Consider the following 13,680-nt stretch of genomic DNA (forward strand, 5'->3'; position numbering starts at 1 on the left):
ATCCCAGCGACACTGCCGAGGCCAACCCGGCGCTTGGTGTGCGGGGGATTCGCATCGCCGAGGGAAACCCGGGGCTGCTGGAGCGGCAGCTGGACGCGATCGCCGCGGCGGCCGAGCGGACCGGCAACCCGCCATGGGTGATGGCGCCGATGATCGCCACCGCCGATGAGGCGAAACGCTTTGCCGCGCAGGTCCGCCTCCGCGGCCTCACGCCGGGCGTGATGATCGAGGTGCCCGCCGCGGCGCTGCTGGCCGACCGCATCCTCGAGCATGTCGAGTTCCTGTCGATCGGCACGAACGACCTGGCTCAGTACACGATGGCGGCCGACCGCATGTCGGCCGATCTGGCCACGCTCACCGACCCGTGGCAGCCCGCGGTGGTCGCTCTGGTCGCGATGGCGGTGCGCGCAGGCGCGGCCGTCGGCAAGCCGGTCGGCGTATGCGGTGAGGCGGCCGCGGACCCGCTGCTGGCTTGCGTGCTGACCGGTCTGGGGGTCACCTCACTGTCGGCGGCCGCAGCGGCGGTCAACGGTGTCGGCGCCAAGCTGTCGCAGGTGACGCTGCAGCAGTGCCGCGATGCGGCCGACGCGGTGTTGGCCACGGCAAGCGCGGGTGACGCCCGCGCGGCGGCCATGGCAGTCCTCGGCTGACCGCTGCGCTAATTTGCCGATCAGCGCCGGCGGTGCACGATTGCAGCGGCTCTGCTGCCCGCACCGGCCGCCTATGGCTAAGTTAACCGGTGAGTAACTAGCACCGTTATGCAAGCAGCTGATTCAGCTGGATATCGGCCGATCTCAGCGAGAAGCATCCCATTCAGCCGCCTTGATGCAATTTGCGGAACGAGCAACGGATGCGAGCAATTGCGCGCATAATTCATCCAACATCGGGTGCGGAGGCGGGTTCGCTGAGGCCATCGGTCCGTGGGTCTGGGCCTGATGAAGCAAGAGAACTTTCGCGCGCTAAGAGGACCGACCCGACATGACCACAAGTGCCGAAGGACTACAGCAGTCCGGTGGAGTGGAGATGCGTGTCCACGGAGTCGGAGACCACGGGGTGTTCAGCGCTCTCGGCAATCCGGTGTACACGGGCCCGGTGGCCGACCGGGTGCGCATCGGCAGTCTGCCGCTGATACCGAAACACGAGTTGAAGCTGATCCACTGGAGCCGGCCGAGCAGGAAGATCACCCGGAACTTGAGTTGGTATCTGGCGTATCCGTTCACGTTGATCAACATTGCCGGCTTCATGGGCCCACAACGCAGCGAGAACCCCGCCGAAAGGCGACTGTGGTGGTTCATGCGGACCGCCATCGTGATCTCGAGCCTGATGATGACGTTCGCAATGGCGATGTGGATGTCCGTCATCCTCGAGACCGCATGGCGGTTGCTCGGCGGAGTGCCTGCCGGCCTCGCCGGCATTGTCCAGTGCCTCTTCGGTCCCGGCTTGCTCGCCTGCGTCGTCGTGAACCGGATGCTTCGCGGTCGGCCGCTTGTCGACCAGGCGAACCGCGGGGTCGCACTACTCACCCTCGGGGTGCTGCTCGGCACCGCGGGCCTTCTGGCGACCAGAGTCATGGTCGGCAACGGGGTGCTCGACTCCGGCGGCGCCACCGCAGGTGACCCGATGACCCTCATGGTCAGCGTCACCACTGCGGTCGCATGGGGCTTTGCAATCACGCTGTGCTGGATCGCGTGGCGGGCGGAGGGCCGTCGAAAAGGCTACGGCCGACTGAGCTTTCGGCCGACCCCGGACCGCACCGCGCTGGCAGGCGCGGGACTGCTCATCGCCTTCGCCGTCGCGATACTGCACACCGCGGGGTCCGGACTCCGACTGGTATTGCAGACGATCCTCACCTACACACCGCCGGTGATCGAGCGACGGGCGCAGGGCATCCAGGACAGTTCCCATGTGCTGCCGATCGATCTGATCCCGGTGCTGTTCTTGATGATGGCGGCGGTCTTCGGCGCGCTCTTCTGGTGGGAGTATCGGCGGCGCAAGCCGATGTGCGCCATCGGCGTCGGCCGGCCGCGCGGCCTGAAAGAGCCGGTGCCCAGCCATGTGCTTCTGCGGGACACCCACGAATTCCTCGGTCGTACCGGGGTTGTCGGGCTTTTCGTCTCGCTCGGTCTGTGGATTGCATCGGCCGCGCTGATGGTCGCGGCCTCGAACGGTGAGTGGGACATCGACGAATCAGCCACGCCTTTGCTGATCACGGTCAAGATCACGGGCCTGCTGCTGCTCGTCGTGATCGTCGTCCGCAGGCCGGAACAGACAGTGCAGCGGACGAAACGGGTACTGGAGTCGTTCGCCGACCTGGCCGGGTTCTGGGCGCCCGATCTGCATCCGCTCGCAGGCACGTCCTACCGCCTTGCGGTGCTGCGCGGACTCCGTCGAGGTGTCCGCGATATGAGGACGGATGTACCGGACAAGCCGATTGCACTCGTCGGTCACTCCCAGGGCGCCGTCATCTGTGCATGGTTCATCCGGGGCGGGCACTGGCGGGAGAGGCCGTCGGAGAACTACTCCGACGAACACGCGTTGGCGATGGGCATGCACGACACCCCTGATGAACAGTCGGATCGCATAGCGCTGTTCACGTGTGGCTCGCCGCTGGGCTCGCTGTACCGTACTTTCTTCCCCCGCTATTTCGACGAGCACTTCGTCAGGGCTGCGGCGCGAAATTCGCACGGAAACGTCTGGCACAACTACTGGCGTAAGACCGATCCCTTCGGCGCCAGGCTCAACCGCGGCGCCGAAGGCACCGCCGTCGAGGGTTCGCAGGTGTGCGACATCGACGTCACCGAGCTCGAGGACGAGGTGACCAGGGGGCACTACGAGTACTGGCAGGAAGGCCGCGTCAGGCGGGATATCGAGGCGTATTTCGCCTCGTTCGAGCTCCTCGGCAGAAGCCGGCACTCAGCGTACGAAAAGGGCGGTATGCAGCGCAGGCTGCGGGGGTTGAAGGTGGCGTTGCCCCGGCTGCACCCGCACGGGAATTAATCGGACCGCAGTCCGGTTAACTGCGGTATGCCTGCTATCACTGCTGACACAATGACATTGCCGCGGCTCTCTGCGCCAACGGCAGCCGACACCGAGCGGCCCGTCCGCTCGATCACCACCGGTCCGCGGGGCTACGAGGGCGAGGGCTTCCCGGTCGTGCGCGCCTTCGCCGGCGTGAGCGCCGCCGACCTCGACCCGTTCGTCCACATGGACCAGATGGGCGAGGTGGAGTACCAGCCCGGCGAACCGAGAGGCACGGATTGGCACCCCCACCGCGGCTTCGAAACCGTCACCTACATGATCGACGGCCGCTTCGCCCACCAGGATTCGCACGGCGGCGGCGGACTCATCACCGACGGCGCGACGCAATGGATGACCGCCGGCTCGGGAATACTGCACATCGAGACACCGCCCGCCGAACTCGTCGAGAGCGGGGGCATGTTCCACGGCATCCAGCTGTGGGTGAACCTGCCCGGCAAGGACAAGTTCGCGACGCCGAAATACCAGGCGATCGAGGGCAATGAGGTCAAGCTGCTGTCGTCCGAGGACGGTGGGGCGCTGGTGCGCGTCATCGCGGGCGACGTCGACGGGCATGGCGGCCCAGGCGCCACCCATACTCCGATCACGTTGGCACACAGCACCATCGAACCCGGCGCGCGGCTAAGCGTGCCGTGGAACCGTGACTTCAACGCGCTGGTATACGTGCTGTCCGGCCGAGGATCGGTGGGACCCATCGGTCATCCGATCCACGAGGGCCAGCTGGCGGTGTTCGGTCCCGGCGACCGCATCACCGTCACCGCAGAGCCGACGCAGGAATCGCGCAGGCCCGCGATGGAGGTACTGATCCTCGGTGGCAGGCCGATCCGCGAGCCCGTCGTCGCCCACGGCCCGTTCGTGATGAACTCCAAGTCTGAACTGGTCAAGGCGCTCGAGGACTACAACGCGGGCAAGTTCGGCGTGATCCCGCCGAATGCCTTGATGCCGCACCGGGTTCGCTGATGCATCACTGGTGGGCCGCAAGCTCCACCGGGTGTGGATACACCAGTTCCAATTCACCGATCGCGGCCGCCGCCGTCACCAACGGCATGGCGGCCGCGATTGCCATTTCTCCCCCAGCTTCCGAGGGCAGTGCCCCCGACTCCGCCCGCAACGCCACCACGAACTCGTCGCCGATCGGCGCCCAGTCGCCTCCGGTACCGATCGTTCCCGACAGCCGGTCGCGGATCGCGTTGACGTGGAACTCGACCACCTCGCGCACCCGCGGATACGTCCCGAGCGGCGGCGGCGTCGGAATGTCGGTGATGAGGTCCGCCGCCGCGCGCACCCGGATCGCCCGGTTGAAGGCCCGCACGATCGGCCCGCGGAAATCCGTCTTGCCGCCGCCCTCCGAAAGGTATTGGCGCACAGCGTCGTCGGCGACCCGTGAGGCCCCGATCGCATCGTGGCTCAAGGTGGCCAGCCGGTCGGACATGTGCTCGTCGTCGCCGCGGGTGATGCGCAGCACCGCCGCCTCGAGGTAGCGCGCGAAGATGTCGCGTGCCGACTCGACCGCCGCCTCCGCCGACGCGGTGGCGCCGCGCGGCCACAACAGCAGGGACACCACGACCCCCACGAGCGCGCCGACGACGACGTCCTCGACGCGAATGAGGCCGACGCTCCATCCCGTCGGCACGATCAGGTTGAAGAAGATCAGCACCATCATGGTGAATGCCGCCTGGCCCGCGGTGAACGATGCGACCTCGGGCACGAACGCCGAGCCGAACACCACCACCGGCATCAGGATCCACAGCACCGCAGGGTCGACGCCGACCACGCCGATCAACATCGCGCCGAGAACGAACCCGATCCCGGTGCCAAGCACGGCGCGCAGCATCTTCGTGCCCGTGGTGAGTGCGCTGCTGCGCAGCACCGACAACGCGCCGAGCACCACCCAGAATCCGTGCTCGACGGGAAACAGGTGAGTGACAGCGACGGCGAGCGCAAGCCCAAGGCCGGTGCGCAGCGCGTTGCGCACGGCCACCGACCGGCCGGTGAGAAACCCCGACGTCGTCGACGTGATCGCTGTCGTCGCCGGGATCAGCCGGTCGGTTGCGGTCGTGGCAGGTAGCCGTAGGCCCAGTGCCCTTGCCCACACCGGCCGCCCGTCGGCCGCGGCGGCGGCCGCGATCACCCTGCCGGTCGCTCCGATCGTGGCAGCGATGGTCCTACGGTCCAGCAGTTGGCGACCCAGTGCAGACGCGGTGATGTCGTCGGGCGCACCGAGGATCGACTCGACGTCGTCGCGGTAGCGTCCGCGCGCCACCGACCGCAGATGGATGAGCGCGGCTTGAAGGTTCGCGCGCGCGTCCGTCTGGTCGGCGGCGCGGGTTTGCCGAAGCACGGCGGCCGAGCACCTCAGCACCCGCACGCCCGGCGCCTGCATGTCCCGCATGCCCGGGCCCGCCTCATCGCTCACCCGGTCGGCGAGCCATTCGAGGTCCTCGACCACCCGCACCAGGGCCCGGCTGCCCGCGGACAGCCCGACCGGGCGGAAGTCCGCGCCGAGGAAGTTCTCCCGCAACGCCAGCATCGCGTCGGCCACCGCGTCGCGGGTGGCCTTTCCCTCGAGGCGGTCGGCCAGCGCCGCGACGGCTTCGGCCGCGTGCCGCCGCAGTTCTCCGTGGTGGCGCGGCGGCAGGAAGAACAACGCGGCGGGCACACACACGGCGAGCGCGATCGCCCACCCCAGCAGCCGCTCGCCGATCGGGCCGGGCGGTGTGCAGGCGGGCAGCACGAACGTCAGCAATGTGGGCCGCTGACCGGCCGCGATCGTCTCGCTGAGCACACCAGAGAACGTCACCGCCACACCGATCACGAACATCAGGCCGACCGAAAGCCAGGCGTGCGGCGACACCAGGGTGCCCAGCGTGATGAGGACGGCGCCGTTGAGACCGAGGCCCGCGTATGCCACCGCGCGGGTCTGGGTGTTGCCGGGGAAGTCCGCCAGCACCATCAACGCGAACGACCCGAAGATCGTGAACAACGGCGTCTGCGAACCGCCCGCAACGGCGAAGCTGACCGCTGCGGCCAACGGGACCACCGCCGCCGCGCGCAGGGCCCGTCGCAGCGCGTCGAACTCGGGATCGCGCTCGCGGATGCGCGCGCGGACGCGAGGAGCGGAAAGGGTACCGACCGCCCGGCCCACCACGCCGGCCGGTGCGTCAGCCATCCGTTGGAACGGAGGCGAATCGGCCGCTGTCAAGTGCGTCGGTGAGCTGCCTGGCGATCCATGCCAGCGCGGCGGTATCCCGCGGGAGAGTCGCCTGCTCGTACCCGACCAGGAGATACACCGCCCACCGCGCGAACATTTGCGCCTGATGATGGTTCGCCAGCAGCTCCAGAGCCGAGGAGTACATGAAATCGTAGCGCTGTTGGTCGACCTGCACCTGGACGTCGTACACATCGGCGTCGATCGAGCTCCACGCCCGGATGGCGGCCTCGGCACCGTGCGGAAGCTGGAGGGCGACCTCGATCAGGCTGTCGATCCGGCGGCGCGGATTGGTCTCGCTTTTGACGAATTCGATGACGAGCACCGTTCGCTCCTTCATCCAGTTCTCGACGAGCTCGCGGGTGTAGGCCCGCCAGCCGGAGAAATAGTGATAGAAGGATCCGGTCGTGACGCCCAGGCGGTTGCACACCTCGGCCAGTTTCAAGCCCCCGTAGCCGAGGTCGGACAGCACGTCAAGGCCGGTCTCGAAGTAAGCCTCGCGTGAAACGACGCCCGCCATGGGAGGGAACCCTAGCCGCTAACGAGGATCTCGGAGCCCGGTCCGACATCTGCTGCACGGATCCGTAGCGACGGCTGGAAAAAGGGCGGCATTTCCGCACAGTTTGCTGAGCTGTCATACAAATCGGGTGTTCTGCAAAGCCCCGTGATGTCGTATGGCAAGATATTGACCATGCCGCATACGGCGAGCAGGGGGCCAGGTCGCCCACCAGCAGCGAAGGCTGCCGAAACACGTGAGCGCATTTTGCGTGCCGCACGCGAAGTGTTCAGCGAACTGGGCTATGACGCTGCCACTTTTCAGGCGATCGCCATCCGCGCAGATCTGACGCGGCCCGCGATCAATCACTATTTCGCCAGCAAACGGTTGCTGTACCGGGAAGTAGTCGAGCAGACGAACGCGATGGTGGTAGCGGCGGGCATGTCGAAGGCCCAAGGCCAGACCAGCCTGCTCGGCCGGCTATCGGCGTTCTTCTCCGCCACTATGCAGGCCGACAGCGAGGACCGTTCGGCCGCAGCGTTTCTGGTGACCTCGGTGCTCGAGGGGCAGCGGCATCCCGAGCTCCGCAGCGATGACCACGATTCGATGCGCAACTCGCGGGCGTTCGTGTCGTGGGCCGTCAACGACGCGATCGAGAAGGGCGAGCTGACCACCGACACCGACGTCCCGCAACTTGTCGAGATGCTCGTCGCGGTGATGTGGGGGATGGGCTTCTACGCCGGCTACGTCGGTTCGCACAACGAGCTCGAGTCCGTCGTCGACAAGCTCGAACTGCTGCTGGCCAACAAGCTTTGGAAGCTGGCCGAGTAACTCCTCTCTGGCAATCCGCTGTGTGACCTGGGGTGATGTTTCCCACAGACGCATGTAGATCAACTAACTTTTTTAGTAGCATGGCTTAGGACATGACTGATCTACATGAAGCCCCTTCGAGCCGTACCGAGGGCGACAGTTGGGAAATCACCGAGAGCGTCGGCGCAACCGCATTGGGCGTCGCCGCCGCCCGCGCCGTCGAGACGGCGCGCGATGATGCGCTGATCCGCGACGAGTTCGCCTATCTGCTGGTCGCGACGGCCGGGCCGCAGTGGGCCCAGATGGCCAGCAGCGACCCCGAGTGGATTGCCGAGGACGAAGAATTCCGTGCGCTGCACGAGATGTCCCGCGACTACCAGGCCGTGCGCACCCACTACTTCGACGACTTCTTCCACGCCGCGATGCGGGCGGGTATCCGCCAGGTGGTGATCCTGGCCGCCGGCCTCGACTCTCGCGCATACCGGCTGCAGTGGCCGGCGGGCACGACGGTTTTCGAGATCGATCAGCCCAAGGTGCTGGAGTACAAGACCTCGACGCTGGACGCGCACGGGGCACAGCCGCGGGCGCGCCGCGTTCCGGTGGCGGTCGATCTGCGAAACGACTGGCCTGCCGCACTCGCCGACGCGGGCTTCGACGCCACGGCGCCGACCGCGTGGCTGGCCGAGGGCCTGCTGCCCTATCTGCCTGCCGAGGCTCAAGACAGGCTCTTTCAGCTCGTCACCGCGCACAGTGCGGCGGGGAGCAGGATCGCGGTCGAGGCGTTCAGCATGGACCTGACGGCACAGGCCGACCACCAACGGATCGCGCGCCGTGAGCGCAGCGCCCGGATGCGGGAACTCTCGGGCATCGACATCGATGTCGACACCCTGACCTACGCCGACGGCAACCGGGCGGACGCCGCAGGCTGGCTCGCCGATCACGGCTGGCGCGTCGACGCCGTGCCGAGCGAGGTCGAGATGACCCGGCTGGGCCGGCCGGCTCCCGACTACGAAGCCGAAGAGATCGCATCCAGCGTGCTGTTGCGCGCCGAACTGTCGGGAGAGGCTCGATGAGCTCACTACGCACCCACGACGACACCTGGGACATCGCCAGCAGCGTCGGGACCACCGCCGTTATGGTGGCCGCGGCGCGCGCCGCCGAAACCAGACAGGCCGACGCGCTGATCACCGATCCCTACGCCGACATCCTGGTCGCGGGAGCGGGAACCGGCATGTGGGCCACGATGCTCGATGAGGCGATCGTCGAAAAGGCCGCCGCCATCGACCCCGAGATCGCCGCGATCTTCCGGCACATGCGCAATTACCAGGCCGTGCGCACCCACTTCTTCGACGAGCACTTCACCCGGGCGGCCGCGGCCGGAATCCGGCAGATCGTCATCCTGGCCTCCGGCCTCGACTCCCGTGCCTATCGGTTGAACTGGCCCGACGGCACCACGGTCTACGAGATCGATCAGCCCAAGGTTCTGGAGTACAAGGCCGAGACGTTGGCGGACAACGATGTGAGGCCGGCGGCGACGCTGCACCAGGTGCCGGTGGATCTGCGCAATGACTGGCCCACAGCGTTGCGCGAGAAGGGGTTTGATTCCGGCCAGCCGACCGCATGGCTGGCCGAAGGCCTGCTGATGTATCTACCCGCCGATGCGCAGGATCGGCTCTTCACGTTGATCACCGAGCTCAGCGCCCCCGGCAGCCGGATCGCCGCCGAGGCGGTCGGCGTCAGTTCCGACGAACGGCGTGCGCAGATGCAGGAACGGTTCGACACGATCGCCAACCAGCTCGGCATCGTGCGGGAGATCGACGTGCAGGAGCTGATGTACAACGATCCCGACCGCGCTGACATCGCCGAATGGCTGAACGCGCACGGCTGGCGCGCGAGCGCGGTGACCTCTCGGGATGAGATGCGGCGGCTCGGTCGCTTCGTCGAGCTGGCGGATGCCGACGACGACGCATTCGCCACTTTCGCCACTGCAGAAAGGCTCTGAGTCGGGCACTTCTGGACGTCCCAACCGGTTGGTTAGGATCGGGCTCACATGAGGAGCAGGATGACTGCCCCCGGGTCAGGAAGGACGTCCATCATGACCACCGATTCGATTCCTCAGGCCGCCCCCGCAGTACCCGCGCCGGTCGCGCCTGATATCCCGGCGACGGTCGCCCGGCTGCGCGCCACCTACGCGAGCGGCCGCACCCGCAGCGTCGAATGGCGTAAACAGCAACTCAAGGCGCTCGGGGCGATGGTCAGCGAAAACGAGGCCGCCATCGCGGCCGCGCTGGAGCAGGACCTGGGCCGCAAATCGTTCGAGGCCTGGCTGGCGGACATCGCCCCCACCGTCGGGGAGGCCAAGGACGCGGAGCGCAACGTCCGCAAGTGGATGCGGCGCAAATACCGCTTGCTCGAGATGTCACAGCTGCCCGGCCGCGGCTGGATCGAGTACGAGCCGTACGGCACGGTTCTCATCATCGGCGCGTGGAACTTCCCGATCGTGTTGACGCTGGGACCCGCCGTCGCCGCCATCGCAGCGGGAAACACCGTCGTGCTCAAGCCGTCCGAGGTGGCGCCGGCATCGTCGGCCGTGATGGCCGAGCTGGTGGGAAAGTATCTGGACAACGACGCGATCGCGGTCATCGAGGGCGACGGCGCGGTGAGCCAGGAGTTGATCGCGCAGGGCTTCGACCGTCTGCTGTTCACCGGTGGCACCGAGGTCGGCCGCAAGGTGTACGAGGGCGCCGCCGCGCACCTGACGCCGGTGACACTGGAACTTGGGGGCAAGAGCCCCGTCATCGTCGCCGAGGACGCCGACATCGACGTCGCCGCCAAGCGGATCGCCTGGACCAAGCTGATCAACTCCGGGCAGACCTGCATCGCCCCGGACTACGTTCTCGTCGATGCGAAGGTCCGCGACGAACTCGTCGGCAAGATCAAGGACGCTGTCACGACTTTCGAGGCCGACAACCCCGGCGGGAAGCGCATCGTCAACCAGCGTCACTTCGACCGACTGACGGCCTCGCTCGCCGCGACGCAGGGCACCATCGCCGTCGGGGGCGGCTCGGACGCGTCGTCGATCTCCATCCAGCCGACGGTGGTGGTGGATCCCGATCCGAACGAGCAATTGATGACCGATGAGATCTTCGGGCCGATCCTGCCGATAGTCACCGTCGAAAACCTGGACGGGGCAATCGACTTCGTCAACTCGCGGCCCAAGCCGCTGGCGGCCTACCTTTTCACCAAGGCCAAGAGCATCCGCGAGCGCGTGATCAAGGAGGTCTCGGCGGGCGGCATGGTGGTGAATCATCTGCTGTTCCAGTTCGCGAGCAACAAGCTGCCGTTCGGCGGCGTCGGTCCGTCGGGAATGGGTGCCTACCACGGCAGGTTCGGCTTCGAGGAGTTCAGCCACAAGAAGTCGGTGATGACCAAGCCGACCCGCCCCGACGCAATGAGCTTCATGTACCCCCCGTATACAGAGACAGCGAAGAAGCTGGCGCGCAAGCTGATCTGACGTCCGCGCCCGCTCGACAAGACCGCTAAGAGAGGAACACCAGTGCCAGGAGTGCAGGATCGCGTCATCGTCGTCACCGGAGCCGGCGGCGGACTGGGGCGCGAGTACGCGCTGACGCTCGCCAGAGAAGGCGCCAGCGTCGTCGTCAACGACCTCGGTGGTGCTCGGGATGGCACGGGCGCCGGCCACAACATGGCCGACGACGTGGTCTCAGAGATCAAGGACGCGGGCGGTCGCGCGGTGGCCAACTATGACTCGGTGGCCGAGCCGGAGGGCGCCGAGGGCATCATCAAGACCGCGCTCGACGAGTTCGGCAAGGTCGACGGTGTGGTCAGCAACGCAGGCATCCTGCGCGACGGCACCTTCCACAAGATGGAGTTCGCGAACTGGGACGCCGTCCTCAAGGTTCACCTGTACGGCGGCTACAACGTCATCCGCGCCGCATGGCCGCACTTCCGCGAGCAGAGCTACGGACGCGTCGTCGTAGCGACGTCGACCAGCGGGCTGTTCGGCAACTTCGGGCAGGCCAACTACGGCGCCGCCAAGCTCGGCCTGGTCGGCCTGATCAACACGCTGGCTCAAGAGGGCGCGAAGTACAACATCAAGACCAACGCGGTGGCACCGATCGCGGCCACCAGGATGACGCAGGACATCCTGCCGCCGGAGGTTTTCGAGAAGCTCACGCCGGAATACGTGGCGCCAGTGGTGGCTTACCTGGTGAGCGAGGAAAACCAGGAGAGCGCAGCGGTTTTCATCGTCGGCGGTGGCAAGGTGCAGCGCGCGGCGCTGTTCCAGAACGAGGGCGTCACCTTCTCCGACGGTGTGCCGTCGGTCGACGACATCGCCGCCAAGTGGGGCGAGATCACCGACCTGTCTGCGGCGCAGCGCGCCACCTTCACCCTGGGCTGATCGCCCTCGTATGAAAGCGCTTGTCGCACGGGAGCTTTCCGGACCGGCAGGACTGGACTACACCGACGTGGATGATGTCGGTGGTGACGACGTGGTCGTCGTCGACGTCGGTGCGGCCGGGGTCAGCTTCCCCGACCTGCTGCTCCTGCGCGGCGAGTACCAGCTGCGGCTCGAACCGCCGTTCGTCCCAGGCATGGAGGTCGCCGGAGTGGTGCGGTCGGCGCCGTATGAGTCCGAATACGCACCGGGTCAACGGGTTACGGCGCTGTCGATGCTCGGCGGGTGGGCCGAACAGGTGGTGGTGCCGTCGGCCAACCTCACGCGGATACCGGATGACCTCGACGACGCCGAGGCCGTCGCGCTGCTGGGGAACTACCAGACGATGTACTTCGCGCTGGCCAAGCGTGGCGCGCTGCGCGCGGGCGAGACCGTGCTGGTGCTGGGATCGGCGGGCGGCGTCGGGACGGCGGCCGTGCAGATCGCGAAGGCGCTGGGCGCCAGGGTGATCGCGATGGTGCACCGGCCGCAGGCCGTCGAGTTCGTCAAGTCGCTGGGAGCCGACCTCGTGTTGCCGCTGACCGACGGCTGGCTTCAGGCGGTGAAGGACCACACCGACGGCCGCGGCGTCGACCTGGTCGTCGACCCCGTCGGCGGTGACGCATTCGACGATGCGGTGCGCGCGCTGGACACCGAGGGCCGGTTGCTGGTGATCGGCTTTGCGGCGGGCGGTATTCCGACGGTCAAGGTCAACCGGCTGCTGCTGCGCAACGTCAGCCTCGTCGGTGTCGGATACGGCGAGTACGTCAACCGCAAGCCGGGATCGCAGTCGGTGTTCGAGTTCGGCGTCGGCGAACTGGTCAAGGCCGGGCTGCGGCCCCCACCGCCGATGCGGTATCCGTTGTCCGAAGGCAGCGCGGCACTGCAGGCCCTGGCCGACGGCGGCGTGCTGGGGAAGGTCGTGCTGGAGCCGTGATGAGCGCTTGCGCGAAGGACCTCGAACTATGACCGTTCGAGCGCTGGCCTTCGACGTCTTCGGCACCGTCGTCGACTGGCGCTCGAGCATCATCGAAGAGCTGACGGAGTTCGGCCGCGCGCACGGCTTCGACGCGGACTGGCCGGCCATGGCCGACGGCTGGCGCAAGGGCTATGCGCCCGCGATGGATCGGGTGCGCCGCGGCGATCTGCCCTGGACGCGCATCGACGACCTGCACCGGATGATCCTCGACGAACTGCTCGCGGCGGCGGGAGCCACCGATCTCGCCGACGAGGACGTCGACCATCTCAACCGTGCGTGGCACCGGCTGGACCCGTGGCCGGACAGCGTGGCCGGCCTGACGCGGCTCAAGGAGCGGTTCATCATCACCACGCTGTCGAACGGGAACGTGTCGCTGCTGACCAATATGGCGAAACGCGCCGGGCTGCCGTGGGACTGCGTGATCTCCGCCGAGCTGTTCGCTCACTACAAGCCCGACCCCGAGGCGTACCTCGGCTGTGCCGACCTGCTCGGCGTGCGGCCGGAGGAGCTGATGCTCGTCGCCGCGCACCCCTCCGATCTGCGGGCCGCACGGGCGGTAGGTCTAGCTACCGCGTATGTCGCAAGGCCGCTGGAGTATGGTCCCGGCAAACGGGCTGACAGGCTGGATGACGGCGAATTCGATGTCACGGCAGCAGATTTTGCCGACCTTGCCGATCAGCTGGGCGCCTGAA

12 protein-coding genes are annotated in these 13,680 nt (G+C 67.2%); 10 read left to right on the top strand and 2 right to left on the bottom strand.

Features of this window, described 5'->3' with window-relative positions; all coding sequences use genetic code 11:
* The 3 genes from QOC76_RS11705 to QOC76_RS11715 all read left to right on the top strand — a co-directional run.
* Positions 1-650 (top strand): putative PEP-binding protein (locus tag QOC76_RS11705; RefSeq protein ID WP_526357002.1); only part of this gene is annotated, 650 nt, incomplete at its 5' end.
* Between the two features lie 328 nt (positions 651-978).
* Positions 979-2,997 (top strand): lipase family protein, encoded by a 2,019-nt coding sequence (locus QOC76_RS11710; protein WP_526357003.1) that lies wholly within the window; start codon positions 979-981, stop codon positions 2,995-2,997.
* Positions 2,998-3,024: 27 nt separating this feature from the next.
* Positions 3,025-3,996 carry a pirin family protein gene (locus QOC76_RS11715; RefSeq protein WP_526357004.1) on the top strand — a complete coding sequence of 324 codons (972 nt, stop codon included), beginning with the start codon at positions 3,025-3,027 and terminating at the stop codon, positions 3,994-3,996.
* Between the two features lie 4 nt (positions 3,997-4,000).
* Here QOC76_RS11715 and QOC76_RS11720 read toward each other — a convergent pair whose 3' ends face one another.
* Together QOC76_RS11720 and QOC76_RS11725 are read right to left on the bottom strand one after the other, a co-directional pair.
* Positions 4,001-6,205: an FUSC family protein gene (locus QOC76_RS11720; RefSeq protein ID WP_526357005.1), complete on the bottom strand. Its 2,205-nt coding sequence runs from the start codon at positions 6,203-6,205 to the stop codon at positions 4,001-4,003.
* Positions 6,198-6,764 (bottom strand): TetR/AcrR family transcriptional regulator, encoded by a 567-nt coding sequence (locus tag QOC76_RS11725; protein ID WP_526357006.1) that lies wholly within the window; start codon positions 6,762-6,764, stop codon positions 6,198-6,200. Before QOC76_RS11725 ends, QOC76_RS11720 begins: the two co-directional genes overlap by 8 nt.
* Positions 6,765-6,935: 171 nt before the next feature.
* Here QOC76_RS11725 and QOC76_RS11730 point away from each other — a divergent pair, with 171 nt between their 5' ends.
* The 7 genes from QOC76_RS11730 to QOC76_RS11760 all read left to right on the top strand — a co-directional run bounded on the left by QOC76_RS11730 (position 6,936) and on the right by QOC76_RS11760 (position 13,679).
* Entirely contained in the window at positions 6,936-7,571 is a 636-nt protein-coding gene (locus tag QOC76_RS11730; RefSeq protein ID WP_526357007.1) for a TetR/AcrR family transcriptional regulator, read from the top strand.
* A gap of 92 nt (positions 7,572-7,663) precedes the next feature.
* Entirely contained in the window at positions 7,664-8,623 is a 960-nt protein-coding gene (locus QOC76_RS11735) for a class I SAM-dependent methyltransferase (RefSeq protein WP_526357008.1), read from the top strand.
* Positions 8,620-9,552: a class I SAM-dependent methyltransferase gene (locus QOC76_RS11740; protein WP_526357009.1), complete on the top strand. Its 933-nt coding sequence runs from the start codon at positions 8,620-8,622 to the stop codon at positions 9,550-9,552. Before QOC76_RS11735 ends, QOC76_RS11740 begins: the two co-directional genes overlap by 4 nt.
* Positions 9,553-9,645: 93 nt before the next feature.
* Positions 9,646-11,064 (top strand): aldehyde dehydrogenase family protein, encoded by a 1,419-nt coding sequence (locus QOC76_RS11745; protein ID WP_526357010.1) that lies wholly within the window; start codon positions 9,646-9,648, stop codon positions 11,062-11,064.
* Positions 11,065-11,106: 42 nt separating this feature from the next.
* Positions 11,107-11,973, top strand: a complete 867-nt coding sequence (locus tag QOC76_RS11750; protein ID WP_526357011.1) for an SDR family oxidoreductase — start codon at positions 11,107-11,109, stop codon at positions 11,971-11,973.
* Positions 11,974-11,983: 10 nt separating this feature from the next.
* Positions 11,984-12,946 carry an NADPH:quinone oxidoreductase family protein gene (locus tag QOC76_RS11755; RefSeq protein WP_526357012.1) on the top strand — a complete coding sequence of 321 codons (963 nt, stop codon included), beginning with the start codon at positions 11,984-11,986 and terminating at the stop codon, positions 12,944-12,946.
* A gap of 28 nt (positions 12,947-12,974) precedes the next feature.
* A complete protein-coding gene (locus QOC76_RS11760) occupies positions 12,975-13,679 on the top strand; it encodes a haloacid dehalogenase type II (protein WP_526357013.1) in 705 nt (234 codons plus the stop codon).
* Position 13,680: the final 1 nt, after the last annotated feature.

This window comes from Mycobacterium sp. (assembly GCF_032159565.1).
Classification (GTDB): domain Bacteria; phylum Actinomycetota; class Actinomycetes; order Mycobacteriales; family Mycobacteriaceae; genus Mycobacterium.

Coding starts and splice junctions, on each gene's coding strand:
- QOC76_RS11710 (WP_526357003.1), top strand. CDS start 979: ATGACCACAAGTGCCGAAGGACTACAGCAGTCCGGTGGAGTGGAGATG.
- QOC76_RS11715 (WP_526357004.1), top strand. CDS start 3,025: ATGCCTGCTATCACTGCTGACACAATGACATTGCCGCGGCTCTCTGCG.
- QOC76_RS11720 (WP_526357005.1), bottom strand. CDS start 6,205: ATGGCTGACGCACCGGCCGGCGTGGTGGGCCGGGCGGTCGGTACCCTT.
- QOC76_RS11725 (WP_526357006.1), bottom strand. CDS start 6,764: ATGGCGGGCGTCGTTTCACGCGAGGCTTACTTCGAGACCGGCCTTGAC.
- QOC76_RS11730 (WP_526357007.1), top strand. CDS start 6,936: ATGCCGCATACGGCGAGCAGGGGGCCAGGTCGCCCACCAGCAGCGAAG.
- QOC76_RS11735 (WP_526357008.1), top strand. CDS start 7,664: ATGACTGATCTACATGAAGCCCCTTCGAGCCGTACCGAGGGCGACAGT.
- QOC76_RS11740 (WP_526357009.1), top strand. CDS start 8,620: ATGAGCTCACTACGCACCCACGACGACACCTGGGACATCGCCAGCAGC.
- QOC76_RS11745 (WP_526357010.1), top strand. CDS start 9,646: ATGACCACCGATTCGATTCCTCAGGCCGCCCCCGCAGTACCCGCGCCG.
- QOC76_RS11755 (WP_526357012.1), top strand. CDS start 11,984: ATGAAAGCGCTTGTCGCACGGGAGCTTTCCGGACCGGCAGGACTGGAC.
- QOC76_RS11760 (WP_526357013.1), top strand. CDS start 12,975: ATGACCGTTCGAGCGCTGGCCTTCGACGTCTTCGGCACCGTCGTCGAC.